Annotated in this window: 17 protein-coding genes; 4 read left to right on the top strand and 13 right to left on the bottom strand. The window is 63.9% G+C overall.

Annotation, left to right across the window (positions count from 1 at the left end):
- Positions 1–48: 48 nt before the first annotated feature.
- Entirely contained in the window at positions 49–1,839 is a 1,791-nt protein-coding gene (polX, locus tag PEP31012_RS19745) for a DNA polymerase/3'-5' exonuclease PolX (RefSeq protein ID WP_150591003.1), read from the bottom strand.
- Positions 1,840–1,935: 96 nt separating this feature from the next.
- Positions 1,936–2,562 (bottom strand): phosphoribosyltransferase, encoded by a 627-nt coding sequence (locus PEP31012_RS19740; protein ID WP_150591002.1) that lies wholly within the window; start codon positions 2,560–2,562, stop codon positions 1,936–1,938.
- Between the two features lie 384 nt (positions 2,563–2,946).
- Between PEP31012_RS19740 and fnr the strand changes: the two genes are divergently transcribed.
- Positions 2,947–3,732 carry a fumarate/nitrate reduction transcriptional regulator Fnr gene (fnr, locus tag PEP31012_RS19735; protein ID WP_150591001.1) on the top strand — a complete coding sequence of 262 codons (786 nt, stop codon included), beginning with the start codon at positions 2,947–2,949 and terminating at the stop codon, positions 3,730–3,732.
- 65 nt (positions 3,733–3,797) lie between these two features.
- On the opposite strand, the gene PEP31012_RS19730 is transcribed toward fnr, so the two are convergent.
- Entirely contained in the window at positions 3,798–4,445 is a 648-nt protein-coding gene (locus PEP31012_RS19730) for a response regulator (protein WP_150591000.1), read from the bottom strand.
- Between the two features lie 594 nt (positions 4,446–5,039).
- Here PEP31012_RS19730 and PEP31012_RS19725 point away from each other — a divergent pair.
- Complete coding sequence (locus PEP31012_RS19725; protein WP_150590999.1) at positions 5,040–5,483, top strand: hypothetical protein; 444 nt, start codon at positions 5,040–5,042, stop codon at positions 5,481–5,483.
- Between the two features lie 60 nt (positions 5,484–5,543).
- On the opposite strand, the gene PEP31012_RS19720 is transcribed toward PEP31012_RS19725, so the two are convergent.
- Together PEP31012_RS19720 and PEP31012_RS19715 are read right to left on the bottom strand one after the other, a co-directional pair.
- Complete coding sequence (locus PEP31012_RS19720) at positions 5,544–5,972, bottom strand: Hsp20/alpha crystallin family protein (RefSeq protein WP_150590998.1); 429 nt, start codon at positions 5,970–5,972, stop codon at positions 5,544–5,546.
- A gap of 126 nt (positions 5,973–6,098) precedes the next feature.
- The gene (locus PEP31012_RS19715) at positions 6,099–7,349 is read right to left on the bottom strand and encodes an MgtC/SapB family protein (RefSeq protein ID WP_174978325.1); all 1,251 of its coding nucleotides are present in this window, start codon (positions 7,347–7,349) and stop codon (positions 6,099–6,101) included.
- Between the two features lie 167 nt (positions 7,350–7,516).
- On the opposite strand from PEP31012_RS19715, the gene PEP31012_RS19710 reads away from it, so the two are divergent.
- On the top strand, positions 7,517–8,476 hold the full coding sequence (locus PEP31012_RS19710) for a universal stress protein (protein WP_174978324.1): 960 nt from the start codon (positions 7,517–7,519) through the stop codon (positions 8,474–8,476).
- 76 nt (positions 8,477–8,552) lie between these two features.
- On the opposite strand, the gene PEP31012_RS19705 is transcribed toward PEP31012_RS19710, so the two are convergent.
- The 3 genes from PEP31012_RS19705 to PEP31012_RS19695 form a co-directional block, all read right to left on the bottom strand.
- Positions 8,553–9,014, bottom strand: coding sequence for a universal stress protein (locus tag PEP31012_RS19705; protein ID WP_150590995.1), 462 nt, complete (start codon positions 9,012–9,014; stop codon positions 8,553–8,555).
- 46 nt (positions 9,015–9,060) lie between these two features.
- On the bottom strand, positions 9,061–9,534 hold the full coding sequence (locus PEP31012_RS19700) for a pyridoxamine 5'-phosphate oxidase family protein (protein ID WP_174978323.1): 474 nt from the start codon (positions 9,532–9,534) through the stop codon (positions 9,061–9,063).
- 66 nt (positions 9,535–9,600) lie between these two features.
- Positions 9,601–10,254: a BON domain-containing protein gene (locus PEP31012_RS19695; RefSeq protein WP_150590993.1), complete on the bottom strand. Its 654-nt coding sequence runs from the start codon at positions 10,252–10,254 to the stop codon at positions 9,601–9,603.
- A gap of 313 nt (positions 10,255–10,567) precedes the next feature.
- Between PEP31012_RS19695 and PEP31012_RS19690 the strand changes: the two genes are divergently transcribed.
- The gene (locus PEP31012_RS19690; protein ID WP_174978322.1) at positions 10,568–11,395 is read left to right on the top strand and encodes a universal stress protein; all 828 of its coding nucleotides are present in this window, start codon (positions 10,568–10,570) and stop codon (positions 11,393–11,395) included.
- A gap of 122 nt (positions 11,396–11,517) precedes the next feature.
- Here PEP31012_RS19690 and PEP31012_RS19685 read toward each other — a convergent pair whose 3' ends face one another.
- From PEP31012_RS19685 to PEP31012_RS19665, 5 genes are all read right to left on the bottom strand, one after another.
- Positions 11,518–12,840, bottom strand: coding sequence for an NRAMP family divalent metal transporter (locus PEP31012_RS19685; protein ID WP_425494977.1), 1,323 nt, complete (start codon positions 12,838–12,840; stop codon positions 11,518–11,520).
- 76 nt (positions 12,841–12,916) lie between these two features.
- Complete coding sequence (locus PEP31012_RS19680; RefSeq protein WP_150590991.1) at positions 12,917–13,954, bottom strand: Acg family FMN-binding oxidoreductase; 1,038 nt, start codon at positions 13,952–13,954, stop codon at positions 12,917–12,919.
- Positions 13,955–14,168: 214 nt separating this feature from the next.
- Positions 14,169–15,311 carry an ABC transporter permease gene (locus tag PEP31012_RS19675; protein WP_150590990.1) on the bottom strand — a complete coding sequence of 381 codons (1,143 nt, stop codon included), beginning with the start codon at positions 15,309–15,311 and terminating at the stop codon, positions 14,169–14,171.
- Between the two features lie 31 nt (positions 15,312–15,342).
- Positions 15,343–16,428 (bottom strand): HlyD family secretion protein, encoded by a 1,086-nt coding sequence (locus tag PEP31012_RS19670; protein WP_150590989.1) that lies wholly within the window; start codon positions 16,426–16,428, stop codon positions 15,343–15,345.
- A complete protein-coding gene (locus PEP31012_RS19665; protein ID WP_150590988.1) occupies positions 16,425–17,132 on the bottom strand; it encodes an ABC transporter ATP-binding protein in 708 nt (235 codons plus the stop codon). Before PEP31012_RS19665 ends, PEP31012_RS19670 begins: the two co-directional genes overlap by 4 nt.
- Positions 17,133–17,299 lie beyond the last annotated feature (167 nt).

The following is a 17,299-nucleotide window of genomic DNA, read 5'->3' as shown; positions in this document are numbered from 1 at the left end:
GGGCAATCGTCATGAAGCCTTGCCACGCGCTGCAGGCGCTTCAGTGCGCTACATCGTCTTCTTGAGGATTGCCCGCAGACGGGAAAGGGACCGGGTGTTGAGTACGTCCGCGGCTTCGAGCCAGCCGCGTCTGGCCTGGGTGAGACCCCATGCCAGATTCCGAAAGTCGGCGCTCCGGTGGGCGTCGGAGGCAATGCTCACCTGCACGCCGCTCGACTTCGCCAGCCGGCAGCCGGTGTCCCAGACATCCAACCGGCGAGGCTGTCCGTTGGCCTCCACGCAGGCACCGCGCTCGGCGAGCGCCCGGAAAACGCGCACGGCGTCGAACCGGCAAGCCTCGCGCTCGCCGATCAAGCGAGCAAAGGGATGCGCGAGGATGCTGAAGTGCGGGTGGTCGATGGCGCGCAACAGACGCGCGGTCTGCTTGTCGGCAGGCAGATCGAAATGGCTGTGGATCGCGCCCACGACGAGATCGAGCCGGCCGAGCACCGCGTCGGGAAGATCGAGCGAGCCGTCTTCGAGAATGTCGACCTCGATGCCCTTGAGAATCGTCGGCAATCCGCCCTTGGCGTTGAGCGCGTCGATCGCGTCCGACTGCGCGGCGAGACGACTGGCATTCAGCCCGTGGGTGATACCCAGCCGGGGCGAGTGATCCGTGATGGCCAGGTACTGAAGGCCGTCGCGGCCGGCGGCCATGACCATGGCTTCGAGGCTGTCTACACCGTCGCTCTCATTCGTGTGGACGTGAAGATCGCCCTGGATATCGCGGGCTTCGACAAGATGCGGCAGCTTGCCGTCGCGCGCCGCGTCGAGTTCCCCCGTGTCCTCTCGCAGTTCGGGCGCAATCCATGGCAAGCCGAGCGCTTCGTAGATCGACGCCTCGTCGCGGCCAGCGATCTTGCGCCCTTGCCGGAATACCCCATACTCGTTGAGTTTCAGCCCGCGTGCCTGCGCCATCTTGCGAAGCGCCACGTTGTGCGCCTTGGACCCCGTCAGATACACGAGCGCCGCGCCGTAGCTCGACGCGGGCACCACCCGCAAGTCGACCTGCATGTCGTTCATCAGCACCGTGCTGGCCCGTGTGCTTCCGGCCGAGATCACGGAGCGAGTTTGCCCATAGGCCAAGAATGCGTGAATGACGGCTTGCGGACGACCCGATGCCACCGCGATATCCAGGTCCCCCACTGTGTCCCTTCCCCGCCGGTAGCTGCCGGCGACCGCCAGATCCTGCGCGGCGCCGCACGACCGGAGATGCGCCATGAGCGGATCGACGGCACGCATCGCGACATCGAGGCTGAAACGGCGATGCCGGTCGAGCCGGGCCTGCACGGCGTCAAGCAGGCGCTGTTCCGTACGTGGCCCGAATCCGGGCAACATGCCAACGCGATGTTCGCGCGCTGCGGCGGCCAGATCTTCCATCGTATGCACGTTCAGGTCGTGCTCTAGCCGGTGCACACGGCGCGGCCCCAGCCCCGGCAAGCTGAGCAGCATTTGAATTTGTCCGGGCGTTTCGCGGCGCAGACGCGTCAGCAGTTCGCTTCCCCCGGTCTCGGCAATCTCGCGCATCTTCCCCGCGAGATCGGTGCCGATGCCCGGCAGCGTGGCAAGGTCGGTCCCGCGTGCCAGCATGGCACCGACGTCCTCGGTCAGCGCGCCGATCGACCGTGCCGCATTGCGATATGCCCGCACCCTGAACGGATTCGCGTTCTCCACGTCGAGCAGATCGGCGATCTCGTCAAAGATCGCGACGATCCGCTCGTTCGTCGCGCCGACGCGTGAGCCGGCAGCCAGGGCGATCTCGTTGGCGAGGGCTTCAGGTTTGTCTGACGGTTCTTTCATGCCTTGGCTCCGGCATACTCGGGACGGGCACGGCGCGCACGACGACGGACAATGCGCGAGCGATTCGCGGGCAATACGTAGCCAATACGTGGGCCATCACCGTGAACGCAGGCAGGCAACGACTTCGTCGTCGCTGACCTGGGGAAATTTTTGGTAGAAAGCGCCTACCGCGCCGAAATCGACCGGTGTCTCCAGGCAGACCACCTGGTCCGCATAGGCGGCGATGTGCCGCAAGGCATCTGGCGGGGCCACGGGCACTGCGCAAACCAACCGCGCCGGCGCAAGCTGTCGCACCGAATGCAAGGCCGCGATGATCGAGGCGCCCGTGGCAATGCCATCGTCCACGACGATCACCACACGGCCCGCTACATTCGCCCGCTGTCGTCCCGGCGTAAAGCGAGCCCGGCGACGCCTCAGGGTGTCGAGTTGCACCAGCCGCTCGTGCTCGATATAGGTGCTATCGCCGCCTACCCGCCTCGCGTACGGTGTCAGGTAGGTCCAGCCGCTCTCATCCACGGCGCCGACCGCCAACTCGGGATTCCCGGGAGCGCCCAGCTTTCTCACCAGGACGACGTCCAGTTCGCCGCCGAGGGCATCGGCCACGATGGCGCCAATGGGCACCCCGCCGCGCGGTACCGCCAGGATCAGCGGGTGCTTGCCCGAAAATTCGTTGAGTGCCTTGGCTAGCCGGCGTGCGGCATCGGCCCGATCGACAAATGGCATTGACGTTCTCCTCGGACTGCGGGCGAGAGCCCCATACGTCCATGGTAGCCACCGCGCGGCGCGCCGGTTTAGCCAATGTCAAGCATTCCCGTCTCGCGCTCAAGCAAGACCGTCAGCGTAAGGATTCCCTGACACGGGTCGTGCGTCTGCCTACAGAGATATCAGCCACGCCTGCTTTCCCTGCGACGCCAGCGTCGCGATACTTGGCATCAAGCCCCTACCCGAACGACAGAACGTGCCTCTTGAAGGCAGCGCCAGGCAGCGCGCGAGCACGGGCAGGCACACGCAGGGAGACAACCGACGCGTTCCATGCATGCTGGGCGTTGCGCGCGTAACGCGCGCGCAATCGGTGCATGCGGGCCGCTGGCTGGCCGGGAGACGGCGATGTACGAATCACAGGCTTTGGCGAATGCCGGACATCACTTCGGCGCCGTTGATGCGTTCCCCATGGCGGGCGACGCCGCGTCGAGGGCGCTGATCGCGCATCCCGCGTCGCAGTGTGGGACATGCGTGTTGCGACATCTTTGTGTGGCGTCGACACTGAACGACAACGAGGCGGCGCGCCTGAAATCCGTCGTGCGCACGTGGCGAATGGTCCGGCAGGGACACGCCCTTTACCGGGCCGGCGATGCGTTCCAGAGTCTCTACGCGGTCCGCTCGGGATCATTCAAGACCGTGGCGCAGCATTCGCTGGGCCGCCAGTATGTGTCGGGATTCTCGCTTCCCGGCGACCTGCTCGGCCTGGACGGCATCGTCGCCGAGTCGCACCCCTGCGATGCGTTTGCCCTCGAAGATAGCGCCGTCTGCGTGATCCCATTCCAGTCCCTGGAAGTGCTGTGCCGCGAGTTGTCCCCGCTTCAGCAGCATGTGCATCGGCTCATGAGCGCCGAGATCGTACGTGAGACGGCGCAGATGGTCATGCTGGGCAGCATGACCGCCGATCAACGGGTGGCGGCCTTCCTTTTGAATCTTTCAAGCCGCTTCGCGCTGCGGGGCTACTCGCCGCGCGAATTCACATTGCGAATGACGCGCGAAGACATGGGCAGCCATCTCGGCATGAAGCTCGAGACGGTCAGCCGATCGCTCTCGCGGTTCCAGCGCCGAGGATTGATTCTGGTTTCGGGAAAGCGCATTACGCTGTTGAACCGCGAAGCACTTGGCACGTGCTGACGTCGGCTGCGGCAAAGGGCGTCGTACACGCGCCGCGTCGCGATCGAGGCCCGGACGTGCCCGCGTCAGAGGTTGTCGCCCTCGTCAAAGAGATGGAGGCGAAGCGCGTAGCGCACCAGTTGCACCTCGTTGGGCATCTGCATCTTCTCCATGAGACGCATCTTGTAGGTGCTGACGGTCTTGGGGCTGACGCACAGCGCATTGGCGATGGTGGTAAGCGGTTCGCCGCGGACCAGGCGTCGATAGACTTCAAGTTCTCGGTTGGACAGGCGGCGATGCGGCATGTCGTCGCTATTGCCCTGGAAGCTCGACGCTAACTTGCCCGCGATCGACTGGCTGACATAGGTGCCGCCCACGGCCACATGATTGATGGCCGTGACCAGCTCGTCCGCCGCGCTTTCCTTGGTCAGATATCCCGCCGCGCCGGCCTGGAACGCACGCACGATGTATTGCTCTTCCGAGTGCATGGTGAGCACCAGTATGCGCAACGCGGGATGGGAATCGCGCAGCAGCCGGATTAGCTCCAGACCGCTTCGTCCCGGCATCGAGAGGTCGAGCAGCAACACGTTGGGCGCACAATCGTTGACCATCAAGGGGATCTGGGCGCCGTCCGCCGCCTCACCCACGACGTCGAACTTTCCTGCATCCTCCAGGATGTGTTTCAACCCGTCGCGTACTACGGCGTGATCGTCCGCGATCATGACACGCGTCATGCCTTGCCTCCGAATCTGGTGGCAGCCTCGTCCTGACGAGGCTACCCGGCAACGCCTTCGACTCGCGTCCCCCGCGACACCGTCGAGGCGGCGGCGCGTTACGGTTGATCCGCGTCGTTACCAACACGAGCCATACAGTGACTTATGGCCCCACTATAGCCCTGCCATCGTCGAGCGCAAGCCACCCGCTCGGACTGGGCCTTTTCAACGGGGCCCGCGTGCCTTGTCGAGCCCACGGCGACTCCTTTGACTAAAGTGCATTTTGCTCAATTTTCAAGAGATATTACCGTTATCGGTCGGTCGCCCATCCGCCAAAAAGATGAGAGGAATCCTTCCAAACGCGGTAGGGATTGGAATGCCCGGCGCGATTGTCTTGGTTAAGCGAGCCTTCATCAGCGGTTCCGCCCGTCCCGCGGGAGAATCACTACGAATGAGAACACCAAGGCCAGCGGATAGACGAATGGGAGTCGTCAATCCGCCGAGACGATGCGCCGCCGAGAGCGCAGACGCCTTTCGTTCAAAACGCTGGTGCCATCGTTGCGCCCAGTGGGCGATGCGTCATCGAATCCACAGCGTGACGAATTGACCTGGGTCATGGCGTTTGCCCAGCGCAGGCTTATAAATGGCAAGTACGGACTTGCCCTTCCATCTCACCGGATCGGGCTGGCGATCCCAAGTGTCAATGAGGTTCTCATGTCTATGCTGCGACAACATTACAAGACATTCGTTATCGAGGCTCACGCGCAACTTGTCGGTTGCGGAGGGTATGCCGTACCGAGCCGGGATCGGCGCTATTTGCCCGTGGCCATCGTGCGCAGCGCGACGGGCAAGAACGGCTGCACTCTGTCGGATGACCCGCCGAACGAAGGCGTCGTGATCCAGATCACCTTGAACGAGCGGCTGGATTCAGATCCATACCGCGCACTGCGATGCGCGATCGATTATGCGTGTCAGGTCATTGACGGGCTGCGGCCACCCGAGTTTGAATCCATGCCGCGTGGCGTTGCGTTCATCCCGCTTCCGCAAACGCTGCACTAGCGCTGAATTTGTCTGCCGCGAGGGTGCCCGAGCGGCACCCTCCCATGTCGCCGAGGCGGCTTACTGAATGGTCAACTCGCGCTGGCCGGCATCGGCACGCTTCGGCAGCACCAGTTCCAGCACGCCGTCGCGATAGTTCGCCACGGCCTTGTCTCGGTCGACCGCCTGTGACAGCGAGAAGCTGCGATACATATCGCCCTCATAGCGCTCCCGGTGCACGAAGTTGCCGTTGTCCTTCTTTTCCGTCGTGTCGCTGACGTGCGCGCTGATGGACACCTGGTTGCCGTCGAGGGCCACCTTGATGTTTTCCTTGCTCACGCCGGGCATATCGGCACGCACCGTGAATTGCTTGTCGTCTTCCGTGACATCGAGCTTGATCTGCATGCGCTTCGAACTCTCCAGCGCGAGCGGACGCCAGAACGCGTTGCGAATGAGGTTCTCGAATGGCTCGTCGAAATTCAATGGATCGAATCGGGTGAGGTTTGCCATGACTGACTCCGTGAGATGACGGGCGCTGCGCGCCCAGGGGGGCTGCGACCCATGTCGCACGTTGTCTAATCTAGATCGCGGAAGCGCCGACGAATTGACTGACATCAAGAGACGACGTGGCGCCGGTCACGGAATCGACGGCGCAAAGACATAGCCGAGCCAGACGGCGGCCATCACCAGCACGATGCCCGGCACGACGAGCTTCGCGAAACGTGGTCCCCCGGATACCAGCGCCGCAATCCCCTTGACCATGGCGTTTGTCGACGCACCGGCCAATATCGGAAGGCCGGCGTCCGCGACACTCAGCCTGCCTTGTGCGGCCAGTGCTGCGGCGCTGGCCGCAACGGAATGCGCGTCGGCCAAGCCCCCCACCATGGCGACTGCCAGCAAGCCGGACTTCCCGAACCAATGGGAGAGCGCCCCGGAAGCCAACATGACCAGCGAGACGCTCAGGGTCAGCACCAACGCTGACTTCAAATCGATGGCGGTCCCGATGTGCACCGTTTGCGGCGCGGCACTTCGGCTCGCACGCCAAAGTGCTAAAAAGCCGTACGACATGGCGACAACGGCACCGGCGCCCAGCGGCAGCGCAAGTTGGATCAACACGGCCGGGAAGATCGTCCCGATCACGATGGCCAACTGCACCATGGTCGAGACGCTGGAGAGCACGGCCCCCGCCGCAGCGGGCAACAACAAGGCAGGGTTCTGCCTGGCCTGCGCGCCCATCGCGCTGATGGTGGCGATGCTGGAGGCGAACCCGGAGACAAACCCCGTGACCGGAAACCCCGCACCCGGCCCCAGCGCGCGCTGGGCAAAATGGCCGATTACGGCAATGGAGAGCATGACGACCGTGAAGCGCCATATTGTGGACGGATTGACCGAATCGAAGACGTCGATAGGCCGATTCGGCAGGATCGGCAGTATCACGAGGGCGGCCACCGCGAGCAGCAGGACATCCTGTAATTCGGCTTCCGTCACGACGCGCGTCACCAGGCGATGCAGGTGAAACCGCACCTGCATCACGCTCGCGACGGCCACGGCGATGGCGATCGTCAGGGCGGGGTTGCGTTGCGCCATCGCGCCGAGCAGCAGCGTCAAGACCAACGAGACCTCCGTCGTGATCCCGGGGTCGTCGTGGGGACGTAGGTACGCCGCGATCAACACGGCGCTGAGCGCGAGCACCACGGCGGCTAACAGCCAAACGCCCCCCAGCGCCTCGGCCGCTGCCCCGAGAACGGCCGTTAGCGCAAACGTCCGAATGCCCGCCGCCGCACGCTCATGGGTCGTGCCCTTGCGGCGCTCTCGCTCGGCACCGATGAGCAAGCCGATCGCCAGGGCGGTCGCATATGGCAGGATTTCGAGCATGGATTCGGTCATCGCGCACCCGTTCATGACGCTCAGTGCTCGGTATAGCATAGGCGAAGCGGATGGTCGGCTGCGCGTCTTGGCGTGGATCGTTGATCGAGCGCAATGGCGCCGCCCCTGTACCCGCTATGCTATTAAGCATTCATCGACCAGGATCGCCCTATCAGGCGACTTCGACCATGGAACCTGTCTCCCAACTGCTGTCGCCGCATGGCTTTCCCAAGCCATTCCGGCGCATCCTCGTTGCCGTCGATCCCAGCGGCGCGTCGCTGAACGCCATTCCATACACCGCCCACTTTTGTTCGCCGGACACGCAAGTTCTGGTCTTGGGGTTCTTCGAAGACCCCGAGGCGTACCTGACGCCGCACTCGCGCACGCCAGCCGATGTCAGTGCGGCGTTCGACGAACTCCGGCGCGACGAACTTGTGGCGCTGGAGGGCGCGCAGGCAGTATTGCAGCGCACCGGCGCACAGGTGCACAAGCGTTTGCTGGGGCCTGCGCTGGGCAACCGGGAAATCTCGGCGGGCATTGCCCGCGTCGCCGAAGAATGGCAAGCGGATCTGGTCGTCGTCGGCGCGGAACCTGCCGCCGGCATTGCCACGCTGTTGGCGACCAAGGTGTCTGCGGCGCTGGCCGAGCAAACGCATCGCGCCATCCTCATGATTCCCAAGCAAGCGACCGAATCGTCGCTACACCATGCGCGCCGGATCCTGTTCGCGGTCGACGGCAGCGAGGCATCGCTGCACGCGGTGCGCGTGGGGATGCAAGTCGCGCCGCCGCATGCCAGCCTGCTGGCCGTTTATGTGGAGGACCGCGGGGTCGACGTGTCGGAACTGAAGGCATCGCTTCTCTCGGGGGCGCCCGAGGTTCTCCAGGCCGCAAGCGCGCTCAGACAGGCCACGACGATCATGACCGAACTGAGTGCCAAGGGCGAGATCGAGAGCCGTGTGTCGCACACGCGCCTGACGGAAGACGTGGCCGCAGCCCTGCTCCGGGAGTCGCAGGAATGGGATGCGGATCTCGTGGTCGTGGGCGCTCAGGATCGTCACGGGCTGTTCTCGTGGTTCAACGGTCATGAGAACGAACGGGTGGCCCGCGTGATCGATCGTCCGTTGCTGGTTGTCAATCAGGCCGGCTGACGCGCATCCGCCTGCGCCCCGGGTATTCGGCGACGCAGGCGCCCCCCAAAAGGGCTATCGATACCCTATCGAGCCCCTACGGATTGGGCGACTTCACGATGAGCACGGGCCGGTCGGCGCGCTGCAGCACGCGATTGGCCTCGCTGCCGAGCGTGATGCGCGCGAGGCCCCGGCGGCCGTGCGAGCCGGTGACCACGAGATCGGCGTCTACGCGCCGAACCTCGACCAACACCCGATCGGCGATGTGCATATGGCTGTCCATCAAGGGCAGCGTCGCGAAATCGGCCGCCACGCCCTCGCGTGCCAGAATGTCCAGGGCGGCTTCCCGAACGGCCAGCGTCTCGGCATCGAGCGCCTTCTGCATGTCGGCGACCGACGGCAGCGCTGCAGCCATCAACGGAAAATACAGCGCCGGGTCGACTTCGACGTAAGCGACGCGAAGGCTCGCGCCCAGCGCCTTCGCGAGCCTGGCGGCGTGAATCAGGGCAGTCTCGGAGGGCGGGCTGGCATCGAATGCCACCAGAATGTTGCGGTACATGATCCCTTCCCCCTCATTTGCGATGATTCAGCCAGCGAGTCGGCCACTATTCGCAGCGACGTTTCGATGGCACGGTGACGATATCGGCATGGCCAAACCCACGGCTGTAGTCCAGCACCTGAATCGCCCAACATTCGAGCTTGACGATGGTGGAGCGGCTCGATCCGTGTTCGGGAACGCGGGTCCAGGCGTCCGGAAAGCGCTCGTCGAGCAGTCGCATCGCCAATGACCGCTCGGCAGATTCGTCCGGCAGGATTTCGGCGAACGCGTGGACCGACAGCGCCTTGATGTCCGGCCAGCCGACATAGGGCTTGTAAAGGCAGAACGAGACTTGCGCCGCGCGCTCGATGTTCGCCATCTTGCGGCTATCGCGTCCGGTGGCGAAATAGATGTCGAGCCCGTGATGGACAAAACAAACGATGTCGGACTGCGTGTTCCCATCCGCCATGAGCGTCGCGAGCGACAACTCCCGGCACGTGTCCAGCACGTCCAGAATGACGGCCTCCAGGTCTGCGTTCATCAGGCTTCTCCTGCGTCTATCGTGCCCGCGTGGCGGGCGCCGCGCCATGGCCATCACGAGGCGCGCTTACTCTACCGTCAGCCGATCCACCACGGCGCATACGCCGTGCGTGCTCATAGCCGCCCCCCGGATGGCTTCCTTTTCCGCGAGCGAATGCACCGTGCCGGTCAACAGCACCTCGCCATTGCCCAATATCGAGATTTCCAGGTGACGCGCTTCACGCTGCGCCTGACGCGCCAGCGCGGCGGCGATATGCCCGACGATTTCCGTGCGATGCGGGCCGCTGAGCACCTTGATGTCGTTGATGACGCCCTTGACGCCACGCAACGTGCGAACGGCGCTCTCCGCCAACACGCGCTGCGTGTAAGTCTCGACGTCGCCCGCCAGCGTGACCCAGCCGTTCTCGACCTTGACGTGCATGCCATCGTCCGGCAGGCCGGCGTGCCACTTCAACACGGCAAGCGCGGCTCTCGCAATGTCGGCGTCGGTGTGGCGGTCCTTCGACATGGGCACGACTTCGAGGCCGATGACAATCGCCCGCGCCCCCGCGACCTTGGCTGCGATGCGCTCAGCCTCGCACTTTTCAAAGAAACTCGCGACCTCGCCCGAGAGCGTGACGATGCCGTCTCGCACCTCGACACCGATCTCGCTGGCGTGAACGTTGGTATCGCGAGCGAGTTCGTCCATCACGTCGCGTTGCAGTTGAGCATCTGTCTTCATGGGGGAACTCCGTGCCGGGAAATCGGTAGCGCCGTCGCAAACGTTTCTGACGCTTGTGGCGATGGCGCCGAGTCATTTCACCTTAGCGCCTTGCCGGGTGCCTTGCCCGCTTCTCTCGGCAGCGCTTGACCGACATCAACTTCACGCGGGGCCACGCGCGCCGCAGGCAAGGCGCGCGATCTTGATTCGCATCAACTCGCGCGCGTGAATCTCGCCGCCGAGTGGATTTGCCGCGGTATAACAAATCATGCCTGCGCGGCAATCCGCCTTGTCGCAGGCGCAAGCGCAGTTGACCCATGCGAGGAGGAAGGAAATGAGCTTACGGAGAATTTGTGTCCATGTGGACGACACCGCGACGAGCGCCGCACGCCTGCGCTTCAGCGGGCTGCTTGCGCGCCAGCACGATGCCAGTCTCGCCGGACTCTATGTGCCACACCGGCCGGGTGCCGTGCATTCGGGCCAACGTGAGTCGTCCGGAGAGCACTTCCAAACGGAGGCACGCTCACAGGCGGCGTTGCACGCCGCGGAGAAGCTTTTCCAGGAAGTCTGTGCCGAACACGAGATCGTCGGCGACTGGCATGCCCCGTTCGGTGCGCCGACAACGATTCTGTCCAATTTTGCCAAGGCCACGGATCTTTGCATCGTGGGTCAGCCCGACGCGCCGGGTGGGGTCGCCGCACTCGGTGTGGATGGCCTTGGGGAGGTCATCGTCTCGGCAGGCGTGCCGGTGCTCGGCCTTCCGCACAACGTGACCCTGCCGCAGGAAATCCGGCGCATTGTGATCGCGTGGAACGGGTCGCGCGAAGCACGACGCGCGATCGGCGACGCGTGGCAACTGCTCGGGCGCGCCCAGGACATCTTCGTGGTGGGTATCAATCGCTCGCCGGCGGGCGACGACCCGTCACTGGCGCAGATCGTACATCTGCTGGAAAAGCATGGGTTGCGCGCCAAGCCGGTATCGGTCCGACAGGACACCGAAGCCAGCGACGGAGTGCAGTTGTTGTCGGTCACCGAAGAGTACGAGGCGGACTTGCTGGTCATGGGCGCCTACGGACACGGCCCGACGCGCGAACGGGTCTTCGGCGGGGCAACGCGCACCGTGCTCAAGCACATGTCCACGCCGGTGCTGCTCTCGCACTGACGTCACCCTGCACGACAGTCGTCGGCGCGCCCGCGCCTGCGGCTGTCGCGCGCTGTCGTCGACCCGCTGACCCGCTGACCCGCTGACCCTTTGCCCCTCTGCCCCGCTGATTTGCCGACTTGCTACATCAGCAACATCGCCATCACGGCCGCTCCCATTACCGCAGTAGCGATCCAGCCCAACGCGAGAATGGGCCGGCTCGCCGTGAATTGGCCCATCACCGATGGTCTCGCGGCCAGCAGCAGCACCACGATCATCAGCGGCACGGCCACCACGCCATTGATGACGGCACTCCAGAACAACGCCTTCATCGGGCTGATCGGCGAATACTGAATACCAGTGGCGACCAGCATGCTGAGCGCGATGATGCCGTAGAACCCGTGCGCCGCAGCGGGCTTGCGCTCGAGGCCTTCTTCCCAGTGCATGACCTCCGCGATGGCATACGCACCGGATCCGGCCAGCACAGGCACACCGATCAGGCCCACACTGACGATGCCGATGCTGAACAGCGCATACGCAAGGTCTCCCGCCAGCGGTCGCAACGCACTGGCCGCCTGCGCCGCAGTGTCAATGCTTTGGATGCCGCTTGCGTGAAGCGTAACGGCAGTCGCGAGGATGACGAAATAGCCGGTAATGTCCGAGTAGAACATGCCTGTCCAGGTGTCCCATCCGATGCGCCGAAGCTCGCCGGTCGCGGTTACGGCGGCCACGTTGGCGTCCCTGAGCGGCAACGCTGCGGGATCCTGTTCCATCTCCTCCACCTCCTCCGAGGTCTGCCAGAAGAAGAGATAGGGGCTGATCGTCGTGCCGAACACCGCGACAACGACGGCCGCGCTCGCCGAATCGATCGTCAGGTCGGGCCACAGCGTGCGCAGCGCCACGGTTCGCCATGGCACATGCACCGTCAGCAGAACGGCGGCGTAGGCGAGCAGCGACACGGTCAGCCACTTCAGAAAGACCACGTAGCGGTGGTATGGCACGAAGACCTGCAGGAGCAACGACCCGAGGGCAAAGCCAATGCCCATCCAGTGCCGATCGATACCGCTGGTCAGCTCCGCCACCTCGCCCATCGCGGCCAGATCGGCGGCAATATTGAGCGTGTTGGCAACGACGAGCAGGATCACCACGCCCCGCAGGACGAACGGCGGGAACGCCGTCTCGATATTGGCGGCCAGCCCTTTGCCCGTGACTCGGCCAATGCGCGCACAGATCAACTGCATGGCCGCCATCAAGGGGAACGCGAGCGGCATGGTCCACAGCATATTGAAACCAAACTGCGCCCCTGCCTGAGTGTAGGTGACGACACCGCTCGGATCATCGTCTGCGACGCCTGTGATGAGCCCCGGACCCAGGCGTCTGAGGGGATGTTCGCCCAGCCGTTTGCGCAGCGCCTGCAGCAGCATCGACGGCCGCGCGCCCTGCTCACCCTGTGTTTCCGGCCCCATTCCCGCCCTCGCGACTCAAGACGCCTCGCGCGCAAGCCCTTGGCGCGCGCTCGTGATTTCGGGCAACGTTGCGCGCTTACGAAACGACCGATTCGAGCGCGCGGCGTGGCGCGTGTGCCTGCGAGGGGCCTCGGCCCACACGCAGCAGGATCTGCGGGTAGTCGCCGCTGCCCGTCATCGCGCCGATGGCGGCGCGCAATGTCTCGACTTCGATGGGCTGGTTGAGGAACGACGCATCGAACCCCTGCGCCGTGAGCGTGAGCAACACCCGCTGCATGGCCTGACCGGCCAGCAACCAATGTTCCGGACCGTCCGAGCGGGTTGCCAGGCACACGAGCAGGGGCGAACCTTCCACGAGACGACGGTGGCTTGCCGCCAAACCACCGCCGACGTCAAACGTGCGCACGACAGTCGCCAGAATCGGCGACGCGAAATCGAGCAGGCTCGCGGCGCTTGCCGAGTAGCTCGCCATACCGTCGTCGCGACGCGAGGCATTGACCCACAGTGCCAGTTCGCGGCGAAAGCGTGGATCCCCCAATTGAATCCGATCCGCCTCGTCTATCAGGTCGGCCAGACGCAAGCGCTCGGCGTCGTTCGCCGTCGGGGCGAGTTGCGCGCCTTCCGCTTCGGCCGCGGCCTGCAACGACGCGATCGTCGTCGTCGGCACCGGCGCCGGGTCGAAGGCCTGACGATTGGTCATCCGATTCGGGATGGCGGCGAACAGCGCCGCGATTTGCCCGTCCACGAAACCCTCGTCCGAGATTTGGACGCTGGCGAGCACGTCCGGGTCGGCGCTCGACGGCATGATTCTAATCACATACGGGCAACCGAAGTGGCTCAGGGCGACGCGCAGGTTGAACAATGCCGCGCCGCAACTGATGGCCAATTCGCGATCGTAAGTGTCGCTGACCGGCAGCGCCCGGGTGCGGTCTGCGCACAACAGAACCGTATCGTCGCTGATCACGAAGCGCCACGGCTGCGTGTTGTGCGTGGACGGTGCGAGGATCGCGTATTGCAGGCAGAACCGTAGCCGTTCGGCGGCCGTCGCGGTTCGGGCAAAGGCCTGATCGTCGACGGCCCACGCCCGGAGCAAATTGTCATTGGATTGGGGCACGAAAGCCTCCTTCAGTCTGAGGGCCACGACGCGCGAACGACTCCGCAACGTTGGCCCGACAGCGGCTCGGTGAGTCAGCGTGTAGCGCGTATTGCGCGTAATGCCTGAAGTCTGGTGCACCGGGCGCGGTTGCGCATTGACGAACGTCAATGGGTGGCAGCGCCGCCCGCGCGGGTCTCGCTGCATATTTGCACTTGAGCGCACCTATGCCCACCTATCCGCGAAAAATATCGAACGGCTCGATTCGCAACACTTTGCGAATGCCGATATAGCTGGAAATCGCCGCGATCAGCACGACCATCGTGAAGGAGAACGCGAGATTCCAGAACGTGGTGACGGCCGCATAGTTGGGCAAGGTGCGCTTGGCAAGGGCAATCACCACCGTGACCAGGCCCACGCCGATGCCATAGCCTGTCAACGCGGTGAACGCAGACATGAACAGGATCATCTTCACCAGTTCGCTGCCTTTGGCGCCGATCGCCTTCAGCGCGCCGAATTTCTCCAGATTCTCAAGCACAAACGTATAGAACGTCTGGCCCGAAACCGACGCACCCACGATGAAGCTGATGACGGTCATCAGCAGGATATTGGTGCCGATGCCCGTCTGATAGGTATAGAAATTCGCGATTCGTTGATTGAATTCGTCCTTGGTGAGTGCGATATAGCCCAGCTTGGCCACTTCCCGCTTGATGCCGGGGATCGCCGCCGGCGACTTGGGCTGAACGAGAATGTACGAGATGGTGAATCGGGTGCCCGGGATGTATTCGACGGCCCGGCTGTAGGTCGTATAGAGCGTTGGAACGCCGTTCAAACCGTTCGCGGAGACGTTCGCCAGGCCCACGACGACGCCGCGAAAGTCGTTGATTTCGAACGTGGTGCCGATTGTCGGATGCTCCAGCTTGGCGATTTCCGGATCGTCGACGACCACGAACGCGTTGTCGGCGTAGATGTCCAGAATGTCCCCCTGTTCCATATGCGGACGGCCGAACAGGCTCGCATCGTCAAGCCCAACCACGCTCACCGACTGGTAGACGCCGCTGGCCAGCTTGACCTGGGCGCCACCGATATACAGCGGGGCGGCATATTTGACGCCGTCCATGCTGAGCACCGCGTCCAGCAGGAAATTGGGTAACGGAAAGGCGGCGTTCGGTGTGTTGACCGCAGGATCGATAACCCACATCTGCGCGCCGACATTCGTCACGGTCGAATAGGCACGGTTCAGGATGCCCGCGAACATTGCCGTCATCTGCGTCATCAGGAATACCGCGAACACGATGCCGACCAACAGGGCCGAGAACTTGGCCTTGTCGTTGACGAGCAACCGGAAGCCGATGCGCATGATGCCGGTGGACTGCATGTTTACCCTCCCCGGGGCTTGGCGGCGTCCCTCATTGCGGTCCAATGAAGACGTCGACGAGGAGTCCCGGATAGATCGTCGGCAAGTCTGCCGTCTTGAACCTGAAAATGATGGGAAGGACCCGTAGGTCGACCTTTTCCCGCCGCTGGTTGGCCAACTCGATCTTCGGCGACACGAGCGGCTGCACCCGAACGAACTCCAGCGGCACCTTCAGATCGGTGCCGCGCACGGAGAGTTGCGCGCGAATGTGATCGGGGGCCGGCAGCCGCGACACCAGGATTTCGTCGACGTAGCAACGCACCGCCAGATAGTCTTGCGGCCCCCCCATCACGATCAAGGGATCGAACCCGGCCGTGTAGGTATCGTAGACGCCCTGCGAGGAGACAGAGCTCCCCACGGCGGCGTTCAGGGCCAGCACCACGCCGTCCGTCTTGGCAGTGATCGCATATTTTTGCAATAGCGCGTTGGCCGCGCTATACGCTTGAGACAGCGCGTCGTACTGGCGCGCCTGATTGTCCACGTCGTAGCGCCATGCGCCTGCACGCGTCAGGTCAAACTGACTTTGCGCGACTTCCAGCGCCGCTTTCGTTTGTTCGACGGCATCGCGCGCCGTGTCGAGCACGTCCTTGCTGATCGACCGGCTGTCCGCCTCGTAAGACGCCCGCCGCTTGTCGAACTGGTCCTGAGCCGCCTTCAGATTCGCGCGTGCCTGGTCGACCTGCGCCTTGGCAACGGCCAGGGTTTCCTTCCTCGGCTCAGCCTTGAGTTGGTCGAGTACGATGCCTGCCGCGAGCATCTGGGCGTGCAGTTGTTCAGTCGTCGCTCGCTGTACCGTGTCGTCGATCCGCAGCAGTGTCGTTCCCGCCCGTACCTTGTCGCCTTCATGCACGAGCACCTGCGTGATGACGCCCGAGACCTCTGGGTACAGATTGATGTTGGCGCCCCCGCCCTGCTCGCTTTCCACGATGCCGGTCGCGTAGATGGCGGCCGGATACGGGTTGCTCACCGGCGTGAAGACGGGCGCTTCCGGCTTGCGTTCGAGCGAGAACACATAAGCGCCCATCAGCGCGGCCAGAATGCCCGCGCCCGAGAGAATGAAGAGCCACTTGTTCCTCACGCGTGCCTCCCATTTGCGGAGACGATGCGTCCGTCCTCCATATGAACGATCCGGTCCGCGTATTCGTTGATGCGGGCGTCGTGCGTGACGATGACGATGCATCGGTTCCGGTCGAGGATCTTCTGCTTGACGAATGCGATGATCATCCGGCCCGTGTCGCCGTCCAGCGACGCCGTCGGCTCATCGAGCACCAGTATCCGAGGAGCGCCGATAATCGCCCGGGCAATTGCTACGCGTTGCTGCTCGCCGCCCGAGAGCTTGACGGGCAGTACCTCGGCACGGTCCTTCAGGCCGACGATCGCGAGACTCTCGCGGGCCGCCGCGAGCGCGTCGTTCCAATCCTCGTGCTTGAGAATGAGCGGTATCGCCACGTTTTCCGCGCTCGTCAGCCTGGGGAACAGGTGATAGTCCTGGAACACGAATCCGATCGTGTTCAGTCGAAAATCGGCCAGATCGTCCTTTGACAACGACCAGATATCGTTGCCGCCAACCCATACCTTGCCCGCATCAGGCCGCAAGATGCCGGAGAGCAGGCTCAGGAGCGTGGTCTTGCCGCTTCCCGATGGCCCGACGATAAAGAGGATTTCGCCAAAGTGGGCGACCAGGTCGACCGCATTGACGGCCGTCGTCCGCGCCGCCCCTTCCCCGAACCCCTTGGTCAGACCGGTGGCGACGATGGCTTCGGTGGCGGGGGCACTGGACATAGGCAGAACACTCCAGACGTATCGGATCATACGGCGTCAGGACACGTAGGGCATCGGCGCAACAGCGTCCCTGCGCGCCCCATCATCCCCGGTTGGCGTTACGCGCAGACGCCGCCGGTGTCGCCCGGGCCGCGCTCTAATTGACCTGATCCGGGAGCGAACCGAAC

Source organism: Pandoraea eparura (assembly GCF_902459725.1).
Lineage (GTDB): Bacteria > Pseudomonadota > Gammaproteobacteria > Burkholderiales > Burkholderiaceae > Pandoraea > Pandoraea eparura.
The sequence above is the reverse complement of the archived record's forward strand: the minus strand, read 5'-3'. Positions and strand labels throughout refer to the sequence as shown.

Coding starts and splice junctions, on each gene's coding strand:
- polX (WP_150591003.1), bottom strand. CDS start 1,839: ATGAAAGAACCGTCAGACAAACCTGAAGCCCTCGCCAACGAGATCGCC.
- PEP31012_RS19740 (WP_150591002.1), bottom strand. CDS start 2,562: ATGCCATTTGTCGATCGGGCCGATGCCGCACGCCGGCTAGCCAAGGCA.
- fnr (WP_150591001.1), top strand. CDS start 2,947: ATGTACGAATCACAGGCTTTGGCGAATGCCGGACATCACTTCGGCGCC.
- PEP31012_RS19730 (WP_150591000.1), bottom strand. CDS start 4,445: ATGACGCGTGTCATGATCGCGGACGATCACGCCGTAGTACGCGACGGG.
- PEP31012_RS19725 (WP_150590999.1), top strand. CDS start 5,040: ATGGCGTTTGCCCAGCGCAGGCTTATAAATGGCAAGTACGGACTTGCC.
- PEP31012_RS19720 (WP_150590998.1), bottom strand. CDS start 5,972: ATGGCAAACCTCACCCGATTCGATCCATTGAATTTCGACGAGCCATTC.
- PEP31012_RS19715 (WP_174978325.1), bottom strand. CDS start 7,349: ATGACCGAATCCATGCTCGAAATCCTGCCATATGCGACCGCCCTGGCG.
- PEP31012_RS19710 (WP_174978324.1), top strand. CDS start 7,517: ATGGAACCTGTCTCCCAACTGCTGTCGCCGCATGGCTTTCCCAAGCCA.
- PEP31012_RS19705 (WP_150590995.1), bottom strand. CDS start 9,014: ATGTACCGCAACATTCTGGTGGCATTCGATGCCAGCCCGCCCTCCGAG.
- PEP31012_RS19700 (WP_174978323.1), bottom strand. CDS start 9,534: ATGAACGCAGACCTGGAGGCCGTCATTCTGGACGTGCTGGACACGTGC.
- PEP31012_RS19695 (WP_150590993.1), bottom strand. CDS start 10,254: ATGAAGACAGATGCTCAACTGCAACGCGACGTGATGGACGAACTCGCT.
- PEP31012_RS19690 (WP_174978322.1), top strand. CDS start 10,568: ATGAGCTTACGGAGAATTTGTGTCCATGTGGACGACACCGCGACGAGC.
- PEP31012_RS19685 (WP_425494977.1), bottom strand. CDS start 12,840: ATGGGGCCGGAAACACAGGGTGAGCAGGGCGCGCGGCCGTCGATGCTG.
- PEP31012_RS19675 (WP_150590990.1), bottom strand. CDS start 15,311: ATGCAGTCCACCGGCATCATGCGCATCGGCTTCCGGTTGCTCGTCAAC.
- PEP31012_RS19665 (WP_150590988.1), bottom strand. CDS start 17,132: ATGTCCAGTGCCCCCGCCACCGAAGCCATCGTCGCCACCGGTCTGACC.